A 14,361-nucleotide genomic window follows, 5' to 3' on the forward strand; every position below is an offset into this window, starting at 1 on the left:
CCTTGTCGATGGTTGTCGCGGCCACGCTCGGCCTGAGTTCGGCCTTGGGCTTCAGCACGCCCGCGCACGCCGACACGCTCAAGAAGCCCCAGCTCGAGCGGCTCGCGGCTGCATGGCAGGCCGGCAAGCCGCCCGCGAATTTCAACGCCTTTCTCACCCAGGCCGCCAAGGCCGAGCCCACGCTGCGGCCGGCCGTGGCCGCGTACCGCGCAAAGAAAAAGCCGCTGACTGGCGACGAGCTCGTCGACATCGCGCGCCTGCTCGGCCTGTACAACCGCCTGCACAACCAGCAGGCCGTGATTGCGAGCATCGGCGCCATGGTGGCCATTCCGACGGTGCGCAACGTGCAGGTGCCGCCGCACGAAAGCCCGCAGATCGTGGAGTTCGGCAAGCTCGTCGAGAAGATGGCGGGCGACTTCGGCCTGGCCTACCGCAACGTCGACAACCGCATCTTCGAAGTGAGCCTCAAAAGTAACGGCAGCAGCAACGGCAACGGCACCGGCAGCGAGGAGTTCGGCATCCTCACGCACGCCGACGTGGTGCCCGCCGTGCTCTCCGAATGGGTGCTCGACGACGGCACCCGGCTCGACCCCTTCCAGATGACCCGCGTGGGCGACTTCCTGTACGGCCGCGGCACCATCGACGACAAGGGCTCCATCGCCGCCGTGCTCTACGCCATGAAGGCCGTGAAGGAGAGCGGCCTGCCCATGGCGCGCAGCATCCGCCTGATGATCGAGACCACCGAGGAAACCGGCGGCGACGCCATGCAGTACTACCGCACCAAGACCGAACTGCCGGCCTACAACATCGTGCTCGACAGCAAGTACCCCGCGGTGGTGGCCGAGAAGGGCTCGGGCGCGCTGAAGGTGCTGTTCCCGGCGGAGCCGGCCGATGGCGCCGCCACTGCCATCACGGCCATGTCGGGCTCGGCGTCGGCCAACGCCATTTCGCAGACGGCCACCGCCACGCTCAAGGGGGGCGATGTCGCCGCAACCGTGGCAGGGCTCGAAGCCGCCAGGCCCGCCTTCCTGCAGAAGTACGAAGGCCAGGGCGGCAAGTTCGCAATCGACATCGCGCGCGGCGCCGACGGCGTCGAGCTCAAGGTGACGGGTGTTTCCGCCCATGGCTCGCGGCCCGAAGAGGGTGTGAACCCGCTGCCGCGGCTGGCGCTGTTCCTGCAGGAGTCGGGCGTCCAGCTGGCGCCCAACCACTACCTGAAGGCCGCGAGGTACATCGACGCGCTCTACGGCACCGGCTACCTCGGCGAGAAGATGGGCCTGGGCTACGCCGACGACTTCATGGGCCCGCTGACCTTCTCGCCCAACCTCGTGCGCATGGACAAGGACGGCAGGCTCGAGGTCACGGTCAACGTGCGCATGCCGCGCGGGCGCACGCCCGACGAGCTGAAGGCGCAGGTGAAGGAGAAGATCGACGCCTGGGCCGGCGCGAGCGGCGTGAAGCTGGAAGTGGCCTACGACCAGGGCAACTGGATGGCGCGCGACCCCAGGGGCGCGTGGCTTTCCACGCTGCTGAACATCTACGGCGACACCACCGGGCTGGAGGCCAAGCCCGTGCCCACCGCCGGCAGCACCACGGCCAAGCTGATGCCCAACGCCATCAACTTCGGCCCCGCGATGCCCGGCAAGAAGTACACCGCGCACAACGCCAAGGAATACAAGGAGGTGCCCGACCTCGACGCCGACATGCAGATGTTCACCGAGATGCTGGTGCGCATCGGCAACCTGCGGCAGATGCAGTAACGGACGCTGCCGCTGCCGCTGCCGCCACCGACGCGGCGTGAAGGGCTCAGCGCAGCCCGTGCGCCTGCAGCGTCGCCTTCAGCCGCCGCACCTCGTGCTGCAGGTCGAGGATGAGCGCGGCGGCGTCCAGCCCCACGCCGAAGTCGCGCTCCAGCCGGCGCGCTTCCAGCGCATGCTGCAGGTCGGCGCTGGTGAACTGCCAGCGCTCGGGCAGCGTCTCGGTGGTCTCGATGTGCAGGATGCCGACCTCGACCAGTTGCACCACCCAGGCGGTGTCGGCGCCCACGGCGTGCGCGAGCTCGTTGGCCGCCAGCGGCTGCGAGGCGCTGATGGCGGTGGCGGTTGTGAGGGTGAAATTCACCATGCTCAGACTCCCAGATGCTGGCGTGGGTTGAACGATGCCGTGGCTTTCGCCAGCTGCTCGTAGGCCTGGCGTGCGTCGTCGGTGTCGGCGGGCGCCAGCGCGATGTCGATCAGCAGGTACAGGTCGCCCGGCGTCTTGCCCGCGAGCCCGCGCCCCTTCAGCCGCAGCTTCAGGCCGCTGCGCGCGTTGCGCGGCACGGTCACCTCGACCACGCCGCCGGTGGGCGTGGGCACTTCCACCTGCGCGCCCAGCGCGGCCTCGGCGGGCGTGACGGGCAGCGTCATGTACAGGTCGCGCGCCTCCACGCGGTACAGCTTGTGGGGCGCGATGCGCACTTCGAGGTACAGGTCGCCCGCAGCCTCGCCGCCGTGGCCCGGCATGCCCTGGCCGGCCAGCCGGATGAACTGGCCCGGGTGCACGCCCGGCGGGATCTTCACGCTGAGCGTGCGGTTCTCCCACTGCGGCTGGCCCTGCGCGTCGACGGTCTGCGCGCGCAGCGTGATCTCGCGTTCGGCGCCGTTCAGCGCGTCTTCCAGCGTGATCTCGATGGCCGCATGGTGGTCTTCGCCGCGCGCGCGAAAGTTCTGCCGCGCGGCGCCGCGGCGCTCGGCCTCGCCGAACAGCGACGAGAAGAACTCGCTGAAGTCGGCGTGGTCGGCCGGCCCCTGGCGCGGGCCGCGGTGGAACTCGTAGCCCTCGTCCCAGCCCGGCGGCGGCTGGAAGCCGCCTTCGGGGTGGCCGCCGCGGGCCACGCGGTCGGCCAGGGCGTCGTAGGCGGCGCGCTTCTCCTTGTCGCCCAGCACGTCCTTGGCCTCGTTGATGTCACGCATGCGCACCTCGGCGTCGGGCTCCTTGCTGACGTCGGGGTGGTACTTGCGTGCGAGCTTGCGGTAGGCCTTGCGCACCTCGTCGTCCGACGCGGTGCGCTCGATGCCCAGTGCGCTGTAGTAGTCCTTGAATTCCATGGTGTGTGGCGTTTCCTTGGGGGGGACGGCGGGGCAGCTTCGGGAGCCTTCGGGCGTTTTCGGGCGCTTCGGGTGGCTGCGCTATGCCAGTGCGGCCCCGCCGTCGTTGTCTGCTGGCCGCAGCAGCGGCTTCACGGCCCAGGTGGGGCCGCTGCGCTCGAAACGCAATGGCTGCGCGTTGCCCATGATGCCCACGTCGACCGGCACGCCCAGCAGCGCCGCCAGCACGTACAGCGTGCCGCCGTGCGCCACCACCAGCACCGGCGCGGGCTGGCGCAGCGCCGCGTCGAGCGCGGCGCGCTTGCGGGCCACGAACTGCGACAGCGTCTCGCCGCCCTCGGGCTCGCAGGCCCAGTCGATGTTGGCGGACGAGGTGCCGATCAGCGCGCCGAAGTTGCGCTCGCGCAGCGTCTCGTGCGCCGTGGGCACGAGGCGCAGCGCCGCGCCCACGGTGTGGGCCGTGTCGAAGGCGCGCCGCGCGTCGCTGCACACCAGGGTGCGAATGGGCTCGCCTGCCAGCAACTCGGCCGCGCGCGCCGCCTGCTGCAGGCCCAGCTCGCTCAGCGGCTCGTCGGGCGCCTGGAACACGCGCAGCGCGTTGCGCCCGGTCTGGCCGTGGCGAAGAAAGTAGAAGTGGTCGCAGGCCGGCGCGAGCGGCTGGGCCTGCGCCAGCTGCACCAGCTGCGCGAGCCCGCCGGCGGCGGTGTGGGTGGAAGGGGTGGGTGATGACATGGTTTCGATGATCGATCAGTACGCCAGCTGCAGCGGCTTGCCTTCGCGCTGCGCCTGCACGTCCGCCGGGTGGAAGGGCAGCGGATGCCACTGCTTGGCCGCGAACAGCGGCAGCTGGTCGTAGGCGCGCGGCGAGGCCAGGTCGCTGCTCTGCCCGTAGGTGAGCAGGCCCTGCGCGACCGGGCCGCGCTCGTCGAAGGTCACGACCTGCATGTAGCTGCTGCCGTAGTTGACGTTGTAGCCCTTCGGGTCGATGAGCGACTGGCCCTGCGACTCCAGCTTGTTCAGCACGCCCTCGAACTCGTCGCCGCCGTGCAGCGCGATCTGCTGGCCGCGCACCAGGCGCGACTGCGGCACGCCCAGCGGCACGTCGGCCGCGTAGCCTGCCGTGCGCAGCGTGGTCACCGCGTCGCCCACGGCCTTGAAGACGGCGTCGCGCGTAGCGGGCGTGGCCATGTCCAGGCCGGCCGGCGTGGTCACGGGCTGCGCCGGGTCGAAGGGCTGGCGCCACACCTTCGGAATGTCCTTGGCCTTGCGCCAGAACTCGCGGAACAGCGGCGCGCCCTTCGAATCGGCGTTGCTGGTGCGGTCCCACGCGGCCAGCACGCGGCAGCCGTGCGCCTGCTCGACGGTGAGCGTCGAACCCGCGTTCGCGCAGGCCGCCTTCAGGTCGTCCATCACCAGCATGCCGGCCAGGTTCTTGTCGCGGAAGATCACGCTGCGCAGCTCGGCCGCGCCCATGCGGTTGCCCGGCAGGCCGTCGCTGCCGGCGAGCCGGCCTTCGATTTCCATGATGGCGCTGCGCGTGCGCAGCCGCTGCGCGACGCCGATGGGGCCGACCAGCGGCGACACGCCCGCCATGGGCGCCACGCGCGGGTTGGCGAGCCAGAAGCTGTCGTTGCTGTTCTGCACGTAGTCGGGCGTTACCAGCACCGGCATGCGCGCCGGCGCGATGATGCCGGGCGCCGCCGCCGTGGCGTCGCGATTCCAGGTGCAGGCGCTGCGCGAGCCGTCGAGCACCGGCAGGCCCGCCGCGTTCAGCAGCGCCGCGGCGGCGGGCGAGGGCGCGCAGGTGCGCAGCATGTCGGCGGACACGTCGGGCACCACCGACAGGTCGGCGTACATGGCGTTGCCGTCGCGGTCGGCCGCGATGGTGTTGATCCACGGCATGCCCTGGTTGCCCATGGCCTCGCGCAGCTCGGCCACGTTGCGGGCGCGGGCCATCTTCATCCAGCTTTCGGCGGAGCGCACGTTCAGCGTGTTGGCGTCGCGGATGGCGTAGGCCTTCTGCGCGGTCCAGCCCAGGCCGGCGCGCGGCAGCGAGATGACGGGGCCCCAGTCGGTGGCGTAGAAGGTGTGCTGCACCGCCGGACCGTTGCCGCCGGTTGCGGCCGCCGGCAGCACCACCGTGCGCGCCACCATCTTCTTGGGCTGCCCGTCGACCCAGTACACGGTCGGGTCGCTGGGGTCGAGCTTCAGCTCGTACAGCGTGAAGCGCTTGCCGGTGGACACCGTGTGCGTCCACGCCACGTCCTTGTTGAAGCCGATGGACACCACCGGGCTCAGGCCGCCGGTGGCGCCCATCACGTCGACCTGGCCGGGAATGGTCAGGTGCATTTCCCAGAAGCGGTTGGTGCCGGTCCATGGAAAGTGCGGGTTGCCCAGCAGCAGCCCGCGGCCGTCTGGCGTGGCGTTGCGCCCGAAAGCCCAGCCGTTGGAGCCCAGCTCGCCGCCCTCGGGGTTGGCGTTGAAGCTGTGGCGGCCGATTTCGGCGACGGCGTCCTTCAGGTCGACCGGCGCGGCGCTGGTCTTGGCGCCTGCTGCAGCTGCGGCGTTGGGCGAGGGCGGCACGGCGGCCAGCACCGCGCCCGCCAGCGCGCCCAGGCCGCCCTGGATCATCGATTGCTCGGTGGCGCGCGACAGGTCGGCCATGGTCATCGGGCGCACCCAGGGCTTGCCGCGGCAGGCGGCGGGCAGGCCGTTGGGGCCGGCGTCCTGCAAATAGCGGTTGTAGCCGGCCACGTAGCCGCGCAGCGCGGCCTGCACGTCGGGGCTGGTGGTGGCGCCGGCGCGCGCGAGCGCGGCGTCGTCCATGTGATAGCGGATGAACAGGTCGATCTGCGCGTTCGGCACGCGGCCCAGGCCCAGCTCGCCCATGTTCTGCGCGCCCAGGAACTGCGAGCGCTCGCCGCGCAGCGTGAGCAGGTGCTCGGCCGTCTGGCACACGTTGTCCTGCGCGTGCGCGTAGGCGCTGCCGTAGGCCAGGCCTTCGTAGTCGGGGGCGGTGATGTGCGCGATGCCGAAGGCGGTGCGCTCGATGGTCACGCTGCGCCCGGTGGGGGGTGGCGCGCTGGCGCAGGCGGTGAGCAGGGCGGCGGCGGCCAGCGCGAGGGGCGCAAGAGGCGGAAAACCCAAAAGGGCGGAACGGGCCGTCAGGGGCAACCGGGAGAACGAAGCTGTCTTCTTGGGTGTCATGGTGCGGGCGTGTTGTTCTTGGAGTGAATCGGCAAGCCGATTAAAGGGCGTGCCCGCTGCCGCGTCTGTCACCGGCGCGGCACGCCCGCGCGCTGCTCAGCCGAACTTCATGCCCTTGGGCCGGGCTTGCAGCCGGTTGATGTAGGCATCGATCTTCGGCCGGTTCGAGTGCCCGCCGAAGGCGCGGTGCCAGATGAACATCGAGCCGATCATCACATCCGCCGCGGTGAAGCGCGCGCCGAACAGGTAAGGGCCTTCGCCCAGTTCGCGCTCCACCGCGTCCTTGGCGTGCTCGAAGTCGGTCCAGCCGCGCGCGCTGTTGTTGCTGCGAATCTTCATGAGGCTGTCGCCCATTGCGGGCTCCAGCTGCGAGGTCGAATAGACCATCAGCGACAGGTAGCGCCCGCGCTCGGGCGACCCCACGGGCGGGGCGAGCTGCTTGCCGGGAAACTTCTCGGCCACGTACATGCAGATGGCCGCGTTCTCGAAGACGCGCGTGCGCCCGTCGACCAGCGCGGGCAGCTTGCCGGCGGGGTTGATCTTCAGGTACTCGGGCTTCTTGTGCGCCTTGTCCTTGATGAGGGTGGTGACGATCTCGTAGTCGACGCCCGCCTCGTCGAGCATCCACTTGGCCACCTGCGAGCGGCTGTGCGGGTCGAAATACAGCTTCATGAGCCAGTCTCCTTCGTCGTTGAAAACTCAGAAAAAACTCAAAAAAACCCGGGAAAAAACCAGTGGGGAAGCAACTCAGAACTTGGGGATGCGCAGCGTCTTGCTGATCATGAGCGTGCCCGACAGCGCGAACATCAGCGTGAGCGGGTGCAACTGCCACGGCCCGACCACCCAGGCGCCGCCCCACAGCGCATCGCCGATGCGGCCATGCCAGGCCGCGTACGCCAGCACGCCCACCAGCACCACGCTGGTGGGAATGGGCGTGCCTTCGAAGTACTTCACCTTGTTGGCGCCTTCGGACAGCGATTCGGCCGTCACGTTGTAGCGCGCGAGCCGGCTCACGCCGCAGCACACGAAGTAGATGAGGATGGCGCAGTCCCACCCGCCGTTCAGGCCGGCCGCGAAGCCGAGCGCGGCCGGCGCCACGCCGAAGGAAATCACGTCGGCCAGCGAGTCGAGCTCGCGGCCCAGCGCCGACTGCGTCTGGCGCCAGCGCGCGATGCGCCCGTCGAACACGTCGAAGATGAAGGCCGCCGGTGCCAGCGCCGCCGCCCACAAAAATTGCGTGAGCGACTGGCTCGCCATGAACGCCATGGCCAGGAACACCCCGCCCACCCCGCATGCCGCGTTGCCGAGCGTGAACACGTCGGCCAGGTGGAACTCCCGGATCATCGAGAAATGCTTGCGGGCGGGTGAAGGCGTGGTCATGAAGAGGGGGAGACGGGGCGGTCTCTGAAGGCGACGATCGAGCGACGAATGGCCCGCACCTTAACCCAAGCGCGGGGCGCTTTTTGTAGTCGCGCTCCGACGAAAGGCCGGCGCCGGGCTGCCCTCAAACGCCCTTAAACGCTCTCAAACTCCTTCGTGCGCTTCCACGATGCGCGCGAAGCGCCCGAGCAACCCCGCCGCCGCGCCCGTGGTGGCCACGCGCTCGCGCAGCGCCGCCGGGTCGGCGCCTTCCTTGCGCAGGCCGTCGGCCAGCATGTCGATGTAGCCGCGCATCACCTCGTCGTCGAACTCGGGGTGAAACTGCACGCCCCAGGCGCTCTCGCCCACGCGAAAGGCCTGCACCGGCTCGTGGTCGTTGCCGGCCAGGCGCACCGCCCCTTCGGGCAGCCGCAGCGCGCTTTGCCAGTGCACCACGTTCGCCGGAAACTGCGCGGGCAGGCCCTGCAGCAGCGGGTCGGTGGCGGCGGCAGCGTCGAGCGTGACGCTCACGGTGCCCACCTCCGCGCCTTGCGGGTGGTCGCCCGCCTCGCCGCCCAGCGCATGCGCGAGCAGCTGGTGGCCGTAGCAGATGCCCAGCACCGGCGTGCGGCGCGCCACCAGCTGCGCGAGCCAGGCGGCGGTGGTTTCGCTCCAGGGTTCGCGGTGCGACACCATCGCGTGCGATCCCGTCACCACCACGCCGGAGACCGCGTCCACTGCGGGCAGCGTGTCGCCCCGGCGCGGGTCGACCACCAGGATCGGCAGCGACTGCGTGGCCAGCCCGTCGGCAATCCAGTGTTCGAAGTCGCCACGGCGGGCGCGAAGGGCTTCGAAGGTGCTGCCGACCTTGACGATGACGAGCGGGTGCGGGGGGGCTTTCAGGGTTGTGTTCGAGGCTTCATTCAAAGCCTTTTCCGGGGCGTTTTCTTGCATGGCCGCGATCATGCCGCAGCGCGAAAGAGCCGGTTCAGCGCGCGGCCTCCCTGCGGTGCAGCAGGTCCATGAAGGCCCGCCCCACCGGCGAGGGCGAGCGCCCCGCGCGCGTCACCAGCCCGATGGGGCGCGACATGGCCGGGCGCTGCAGCGGCACCGTCACCAGGTCGTCGTTGCGCGTGAGTTGCAGCGCCAGCCGCGGCAGCGCCGTGATGCCCAGCCCCGCCGCCACCAGCGCGCCGGCCGCGGCCACGCTCGGGTACTCCAGCGCCGGCACCACCTGCAGCCCGCGCTGCAGAAAGGCCGCGTCGGTGATCGGGCGGATGCTGCTGCGAAAACCGCTGGCAATGAAGGGCCGCGTGGCAAATACCGACCACGCCACCGAGGCCCGCCCCGCCAGCGCGTCGTCGCGCCGGCACAGCAGCACGAAGGGGTCGTCGATCAGGTGGCGGTACTGCATCGGCTCCTGCGGGCCGGGGCGCACGCTGATGCCGAAATCGGCCCGGCCTTCGTCCACAGCCGAGCGCACCAGCTCCGCCGGCCCCTCGATGAACGAGAACGCCACCTGCGGATGGCTCGCGCGAAATTCCGCGATGGCGTTGGGCAGCATCGCCGAGCCGGTGGAGGGCAGCGCGGCAATGGTGAGGTGCCCGCTGCGCCCTTCCAGGAACTGCGACAGCTCGCTGAACGAGCTGTGAAAGTTCTCCAGGATGCGCAGCGCAATCGGCAGCAGCTCGCGGCCCGCGGGCGTCAGCTCCACATGCCGCGTGTCGCGGTCGAACAGCCGCGCGCCGGCCAGTTCTTCGACGATGCGGATGGTGCGGCTCAGCGCCGGCTGCGACACATGCAGCGCATGCGCCGCCGCGCGGAAGTTGGAGGTTTTCGCGACCTCCACGAAGGCTTGCAGCTGCTGCAGGGTGATGTCGATTCGCACGGGAACGGCGCGGGCATGACCCGGTCGGGATTGATCCGGCCAAGTTATCACAGATATAGAAATATTCGTCTTCCCAGATCAATGGCCGAGGGCCAGACTCGCCCTCACCACAGAGACAAGCCCGTTCCCTCGGGCCGCGGACATGCAAAAAACACTGGAAGGCATCCGGGTGCTCGAACTCGGACAGGTGCTGGCCGGCCCCTTTGCCGGCGCCATCCTGGCGGACCTGGGCGCCGACGTCGTCAAGCTGGAGCGCACCGAAGGCGGCGACGACGCGCGCCACATGGGCTCGGCCTTCAGGCACGGCGACGCGCTCAACTTTCATGTGTTCAACCGCGGCAAGAAGTCGGTCGCGCTCGACCTGAAGAGCGCCGAAGGCATGGCCGTGTTCGAGCGGCTGGCGGGCGAGTCGGACATCCTCATCCACAACCTGCGCCCCGGCGTCACGCGCGCCATGGGCATCGACGGGCCCGCGCTGTGCGCGCGCCACCCGCGCCTCATCTACTGCGAGATTTCCGCCTTCGGCCACACCGGCCCGCTGGGCATGCAGCCGGGCTACGAGCCGCTGATACAGGCGTTCAGCGGCCTGTCGAGCATCAACGGCGGGCCCGACGATCCGCCGATGCGCACCGGCGCCTCGGTGTGCGACCAGGGCACGGGCATGTGGGCGGTGATCGGCGCGCTCGCGCTGCTGCAGCGGCGCCATGCCACGGGCAAGGGCGGGGTGGTGAGCGCGTCGTTGCTCGAAACCGCGCTGGTGTGGACCGGCCAGAAGGCCGATGCCTACGCCAACGAAGGCCGCCTGCCGGAGCGCCACCGCTCGGGCCACCCGGGCTTCGTGCCCTACGAGTCTTTCGACACCGCCGACGCGCCCTTGCTGGTGTGCTGCGGCAACGACCGCCTGTTCGCCAAGTTCGCGCACGAACTCGGCCGCGACGACTGGACCACCGACGCGCGCTTTGCCACCAACCGGCTGCGGTTGCAGCACAAGGCCGCGCTGTTCGAGCAGATCGTGCCGCTGCTGCGCGCGCACGGCCGCGCGCACTGGAGCGCGCGCTTCGCTGCTGCCGGCGTGCCCTGCGCGCCCGTGCACACCGTGCCCGAGGCCATCGCGCACCCGCAGGTCGAGGCGCTGGGCATGCTGCAGGCCGTGCCGGGCGAAGACTTCAGGCTGACCGCGCTGCCGCTGTCGATCGACGGCCAGCGGCCCGCGCACCGCTCGGTCGCGCCGCGGCTGGGCCAGCACAACGCGGAGTTCGGGGCGCCGGTTCAAGCCACCGAGGCACCGCAACAGCCCCAAGCACAGCCCCAAGCACAGTCCCAAGGAGATGCCGATGTCTGACCTGCCCCGCCGCGTTCACCTGCACGAGGAGGGCCCGCGCGAGGGCTTCCAGATCGAGACGCGCCACATCGCATCGACCGAGAAGGTGCGCCTGATCGAGGCGCTGGCCGGCACCGGGCTGCAGGAGGTGCAGTGCGTGTCCTTCGTCAACCCCGAGCGCGTGCCCGGCATGGCCGACGCCGAGCTGGTCGCGCAGTCGATACGCAGGCGCGACGGCGTGCGCTACACCGGTCTTTGGCTCAACCTGCGCGGCATGCAGCGCGCCATGCGCACCCAGCTGGACATCGAAGGCACCATCGGCACCAACGCGTCCGAGGCCTTCTCGGTGCGCAACAGCGGCAAGAGCCTGGCCGCGCTGCGCGAGGCCCAGCGGGAAACGCTGGCCTTCTGCGTCGACCACGGCATCGCGGTCACGCGCGGCATCGTCACCACCGCCTTCGGCTGCAACCTCGAAGGCGCCATTGCCCCGGCCACCGTGGTCGAGCGGGTGGCGCAGATGTTCGAGGTGATGGCCGAGTTCAACCTGCGCCTGCCCATCCTGAGGCTGGCCGACACCGTGGGCTGGGCCCAGCCCAACGCCATTGCCGCGGTGGTGGGCGCCGTGCGCGAGCGCTGGCCCGCGCTGCGCCTGGGCCTGCACCTGCACGACACGCGCGGCACCGCCATGGCCAACGCGCTCATGGGCCTGCAGATGGGCATCGACACCTTCGACAGCGCCTGCGCCGGCCTGGGCGGCTGCCCCTTCGCGGGCCACACCGGCGCGGCCGGCAACATCTGCACCGAAGACCTGGCCTTCATGTGCGAAGAGATGGGCATCGAAACCGGCGTGGACCTCGATGCGCTCATCGACTGCGCGCAGATGGCCGAGGGCATCGTCGGCCACCCGCTGCCGGGCAAGCTCATGCGGGCCGGCACGCTGGCCAGGTTCCGGCACTGAGGCCCGCCGAGCGGCCCACGACGCGCACACAAAGAACATTCCACAGGAGACAACACCGTGCCCCCCTTCTTCCATCGACTTCGCGCGCCACTGGCTTTGTCAGCCACGCTGTGCGCGGCCCTGCTGGCCGTTGCCGCGGCGGCCGTTCCCGCGCACGCGCAGACCTACCCGAGCAAGCCCATCACCATCGTCGTGCCCTTCGGCGCGGGCAGCGGCACCGACCAGCAGGCGCGCAGCATGGCGCAGGCGCTGGGCGCGGAATACAAGGTGCCCGTCATCGTGGACAACCGGGCCGGCGCCAGCGGCTTCATTGCCGCGCAGTACGTGGCCAAGGCCGCGCCCGACGGCTACACGATGCTCATGACCACCAACACCACGCACGCGGCCAACGAGCACCTGTTCAAGAAGCTGCCCTACGACCCGGTGAAAGACTTCACCCCGGTCGCGCTGCTGTCCAAGGGCCACATGCTGCTGCTGGTGAATGCCGAATCGCCCATCAAGTCGGTGGCCGACCTGGTGGCCGCCGCGAAGAGGGCGCCGGGCAAGCTCAACTTCGGCAGCGGCAGTTCGTCGAGCCGCGTGGCCAGCGAGTTGCTCAAGCAGATGGCGGGCATCGACGTGGTCAACGTGCCCTACAAGAGCAACCCGCTGGCCATCACCGACCTGCTGGGCGCGCAGGTCGACTTCATGTTCGCCGACGCGCCCACCGCGCTGCCGCAGGTGAAGAGCGGCAAGCTGCGCGCGCTGGCCGTCAGCGGCAACAAGCGCCTGGCCGCCGTGCCCGCGCTGCCCACCGTGGAAGAGGCCGGCGTGAAGGGCTACGACATGTCCTACTGGACGGCCGTGTACCTGCCGCCCGGCGCGCCCGCGGCCATCACGCAGAAGCTGAACGACATGATGATCAAGGTGTCGGCCGCGCCCTCGGTCGTGGCCTACCAGGCCACCACCAGCGGCGAGGCCGTCACCAGCACGCCCGAGGGGCTGGCGCAGTTCCAGGCGGCCGAGTCGCAGAAGTGGGGACGGGTGATTCGCGCGGCGGGCATCGAGCCCGAATGACGACGCGGTGAGTGGGGGCGTGCGCGCGGGGCTCGCCGGGCGCGGGCGCTGCGGCTACAGTGGGGCCACATTCTTTCCCACGGCTCTTCCTTCCGGCTCGTCCACAGATTTCACCCGATGCGCTCCCTGGCCCTGTTCCTGTCGATCTTCACCGTCGCCCTGGGTGCGCACGCGGAAGTCGTGCGCTGCACCGACGCCAGCGGGGCCATCTCGTACACCAACGTCGCCTGCCCGCCGGGCAGCAAGCGCGCGGCGCAGGTGCAGATCCTGGAGTCGCCGCCGGTCGATGAAACGCGGCGCGCGTACACCCCGCCGGCCGGCGCGGCACCTGCGCAATCCACCCAGTCCACCCAGTCCATACCACCTGCGGCGACCCAGCAGGCCGCCAATCCGCCCTCGGGCCCGGCCATCATCCCGCGCTACCCCGCCGACACGCAGCAGCGGCCGGCGAGCGACCCGCCGGTCTACATCCTCGGCCCCGACGACCCGTACTACGACGGCGCCCGCCCCATTCGCCGCCCGCCGCACCAGGTGCGCGACCCCGGCCCGCCGCCCGGCCAGCGGCCCTGCAACCTGGCAGGCATCAAGCGCAACAACTGCTGAGCGCGCGATGAGCCTGAACGACAGCGTGGGCATCGGCGCACCGGTGGGCCTGCCGATCGACCTGCAGACCGGCCCCGTACCCTGGACCGTGCACTGCGACGGCAGCGCCATGCCCAACCCCGGGCGCATGGGCATCGGCGCCGTCATCACCGCGCCCGACGGCACGCGCCACACCCTGTCGCAGGCCACGCACACCACCGGCTGCAACAACGAGGCCGAGCTGCGGGCGCTCACCCTGGCGCTGCAAGACCTGCGCGAACGCGGCGTGAGCGCCGTGCGGGCGTACAGCGACAACAGCATCCTGGTAGAGCAGCTCGGCCCCGCGCGGGCCAAGCCCATCGCGCGGCTGGCCGGCCTGTTCGACGATGCGCGGGCCTTGCTCGGCAGCTTCGACGACGCGCGCGTGCAGTGGATTCCGCGGCACCGCAACGGCGAGGCCGACGCGCTCGCGCGGGCCGCGCTGGGCTTCGCGCCCAAGCCGCCCGCGCGCCCGGCGAAGAAGAAGCGGCGCTAGAGCTGCGGCGTTAGAAAGCGGCGTCAGAGAAGCGGCGCCGGGCCCACCGCAACCCGGGGCCAGGCCCGGAGTCAGCCCCAGGGCCGCGCGGAGCCCCTATCATCACGCGCCATGACAGAAGCCACTCCCCGCCCCCCACTCCCCGACCACCTCTCCAGCGATTCGCGCAGCCCGCACCACCTGGCTGCCGCTTTCGAGCACGACATCGGCATTCGCTTCAACGGCAAGGAACGCCTCGACGTTGAGGAATACTGCATCAGCGAAGGCTGGATCAAGGTGCCCGCCGGCAAGACCCTCGACCGCAAGGGCAAGCCCCTGCTGCTCAAGCTCAAGGGCACCGTCGAGGCCTTCTACAAGTAATCTTTC

Annotated in this window: 15 protein-coding genes; 7 read left to right on the top strand and 8 right to left on the bottom strand. The window is 70.4% G+C overall.

Features of this window, described 5'->3' with window-relative positions; translation table 11 throughout:
- Positions 1-8 precede the first annotated feature (8 nt).
- Positions 9-1,760, top strand: a complete 1,752-nt coding sequence (locus AB6807_RS30155; protein WP_371087557.1) for a dipeptidase — start codon at positions 9-11, stop codon at positions 1,758-1,760.
- Positions 1,761-1,806: 46 nt separating this feature from the next.
- Here the strand turns inward: AB6807_RS30155 and AB6807_RS30160 are convergent, their stop codons facing one another.
- From AB6807_RS30160 to AB6807_RS30195, 8 genes are all read right to left on the bottom strand, one after another.
- Complete coding sequence (locus tag AB6807_RS30160; protein WP_371087439.1) at positions 1,807-2,124, bottom strand: chaperone modulator CbpM; 318 nt, start codon at positions 2,122-2,124, stop codon at positions 1,807-1,809.
- A gap of 2 nt (positions 2,125-2,126) precedes the next feature.
- The gene (locus AB6807_RS30165; RefSeq protein WP_116912028.1) at positions 2,127-3,089 is read right to left on the bottom strand and encodes a DnaJ C-terminal domain-containing protein; all 963 of its coding nucleotides are present in this window, start codon (positions 3,087-3,089) and stop codon (positions 2,127-2,129) included.
- Positions 3,090-3,170: 81 nt separating this feature from the next.
- Positions 3,171-3,821, bottom strand: a complete 651-nt coding sequence (locus AB6807_RS30170) for a histidine phosphatase family protein (RefSeq protein WP_371087440.1) — start codon at positions 3,819-3,821, stop codon at positions 3,171-3,173.
- 15 nt (positions 3,822-3,836) lie between these two features.
- Positions 3,837-6,296 carry a penicillin acylase family protein gene (locus tag AB6807_RS30175; RefSeq protein WP_371087441.1) on the bottom strand — a complete coding sequence of 820 codons (2,460 nt, stop codon included), beginning with the start codon at positions 6,294-6,296 and terminating at the stop codon, positions 3,837-3,839.
- A 96-nt stretch (positions 6,297-6,392) separates the two neighbouring features.
- Complete coding sequence (locus AB6807_RS30180; RefSeq protein WP_116912026.1) at positions 6,393-6,968, bottom strand: glutathione S-transferase family protein; 576 nt, start codon at positions 6,966-6,968, stop codon at positions 6,393-6,395.
- A 75-nt stretch (positions 6,969-7,043) separates the two neighbouring features.
- Positions 7,044-7,676: a phosphatidylcholine/phosphatidylserine synthase gene (locus AB6807_RS30185; protein WP_286516637.1), complete on the bottom strand. Its 633-nt coding sequence runs from the start codon at positions 7,674-7,676 to the stop codon at positions 7,044-7,046.
- Positions 7,677-7,820: 144 nt separating this feature from the next.
- Positions 7,821-8,609 carry a glutamine amidotransferase gene (locus AB6807_RS30190; protein ID WP_371087442.1) on the bottom strand — a complete coding sequence of 263 codons (789 nt, stop codon included), beginning with the start codon at positions 8,607-8,609 and terminating at the stop codon, positions 7,821-7,823.
- Between the two features lie 34 nt (positions 8,610-8,643).
- A complete protein-coding gene (locus AB6807_RS30195) occupies positions 8,644-9,543 on the bottom strand; it encodes a LysR family transcriptional regulator (protein WP_132748931.1) in 900 nt (299 codons plus the stop codon).
- A gap of 142 nt (positions 9,544-9,685) precedes the next feature.
- Here AB6807_RS30195 and AB6807_RS30200 point away from each other — a divergent pair, with 142 nt between their 5' ends.
- The 6 genes from AB6807_RS30200 to AB6807_RS30225 all read left to right on the top strand — a co-directional run bounded on the left by AB6807_RS30200 (position 9,686) and on the right by AB6807_RS30225 (position 14,355).
- Positions 9,686-10,885 (top strand): CaiB/BaiF CoA transferase family protein, encoded by a 1,200-nt coding sequence (locus AB6807_RS30200; protein ID WP_371087443.1) that lies wholly within the window; start codon positions 9,686-9,688, stop codon positions 10,883-10,885.
- Positions 10,878-11,822, top strand: coding sequence for a hydroxymethylglutaryl-CoA lyase (locus tag AB6807_RS30205; RefSeq protein ID WP_371087444.1), 945 nt, complete (start codon positions 10,878-10,880; stop codon positions 11,820-11,822). The genes AB6807_RS30200 and AB6807_RS30205 overlap by 8 nt, the downstream gene beginning before the upstream one ends.
- A 57-nt stretch (positions 11,823-11,879) precedes the next feature.
- Complete coding sequence (locus AB6807_RS30210) at positions 11,880-12,878, top strand: Bug family tripartite tricarboxylate transporter substrate binding protein (protein WP_371087445.1); 999 nt, start codon at positions 11,880-11,882, stop codon at positions 12,876-12,878.
- A gap of 117 nt (positions 12,879-12,995) precedes the next feature.
- Positions 12,996-13,481, top strand: a complete 486-nt coding sequence (locus AB6807_RS30215) for a hypothetical protein (protein WP_371087446.1) — start codon at positions 12,996-12,998, stop codon at positions 13,479-13,481.
- A 7-nt stretch (positions 13,482-13,488) separates the two neighbouring features.
- The gene (locus AB6807_RS30220; RefSeq protein WP_371087447.1) at positions 13,489-13,995 is read left to right on the top strand and encodes a ribonuclease HI family protein; all 507 of its coding nucleotides are present in this window, start codon (positions 13,489-13,491) and stop codon (positions 13,993-13,995) included.
- Between the two features lie 111 nt (positions 13,996-14,106).
- The gene (locus AB6807_RS30225) at positions 14,107-14,355 is read left to right on the top strand and encodes a DUF3297 family protein (protein WP_116912020.1); all 249 of its coding nucleotides are present in this window, start codon (positions 14,107-14,109) and stop codon (positions 14,353-14,355) included.
- Positions 14,356-14,361: the final 6 nt, after the last annotated feature.

This window comes from Variovorax sp. RCC_210, from assembly GCF_041355175.1.
Classification (GTDB): domain Bacteria; phylum Pseudomonadota; class Gammaproteobacteria; order Burkholderiales; family Burkholderiaceae_C; genus Variovorax.

What these genes read in the sequence shown, in the direction of transcription:
- AB6807_RS30170 (WP_371087440.1), bottom strand. Translation starts at nt 3,821, where the DNA reads ATGTCATCACCCACCCCTTCCACCCACACCGCCGCCGGCGGGCTCGCG.
- AB6807_RS30165 (WP_116912028.1), bottom strand. Translation starts at nt 3,089, where the DNA reads ATGGAATTCAAGGACTACTACAGCGCACTGGGCATCGAGCGCACCGCG.
- AB6807_RS30205 (WP_371087444.1), top strand. Translation starts at nt 10,878, where the DNA reads ATGTCTGACCTGCCCCGCCGCGTTCACCTGCACGAGGAGGGCCCGCGC.
- AB6807_RS30200 (WP_371087443.1), top strand. Translation starts at nt 9,686, where the DNA reads ATGCAAAAAACACTGGAAGGCATCCGGGTGCTCGAACTCGGACAGGTG.
- AB6807_RS30225 (WP_116912020.1), top strand. Translation starts at nt 14,107, where the DNA reads ATGACAGAAGCCACTCCCCGCCCCCCACTCCCCGACCACCTCTCCAGC.
- AB6807_RS30215 (WP_371087446.1), top strand. Translation starts at nt 12,996, where the DNA reads ATGCGCTCCCTGGCCCTGTTCCTGTCGATCTTCACCGTCGCCCTGGGT.
- AB6807_RS30160 (WP_371087439.1), bottom strand. Translation starts at nt 2,124, where the DNA reads ATGGTGAATTTCACCCTCACAACCGCCACCGCCATCAGCGCCTCGCAG.
- AB6807_RS30180 (WP_116912026.1), bottom strand. Translation starts at nt 6,968, where the DNA reads ATGAAGCTGTATTTCGACCCGCACAGCCGCTCGCAGGTGGCCAAGTGG.
- AB6807_RS30155 (WP_371087557.1), top strand. Translation starts at nt 9, where the DNA reads ATGGTTGTCGCGGCCACGCTCGGCCTGAGTTCGGCCTTGGGCTTCAGC.
- AB6807_RS30220 (WP_371087447.1), top strand. Translation starts at nt 13,489, where the DNA reads ATGAGCCTGAACGACAGCGTGGGCATCGGCGCACCGGTGGGCCTGCCG.
- AB6807_RS30175 (WP_371087441.1), bottom strand. Translation starts at nt 6,296, where the DNA reads ATGACACCCAAGAAGACAGCTTCGTTCTCCCGGTTGCCCCTGACGGCC.
- AB6807_RS30185 (WP_286516637.1), bottom strand. Translation starts at nt 7,676, where the DNA reads ATGACCACGCCTTCACCCGCCCGCAAGCATTTCTCGATGATCCGGGAG.
- AB6807_RS30190 (WP_371087442.1), bottom strand. Translation starts at nt 8,609, where the DNA reads ATGCAAGAAAACGCCCCGGAAAAGGCTTTGAATGAAGCCTCGAACACA.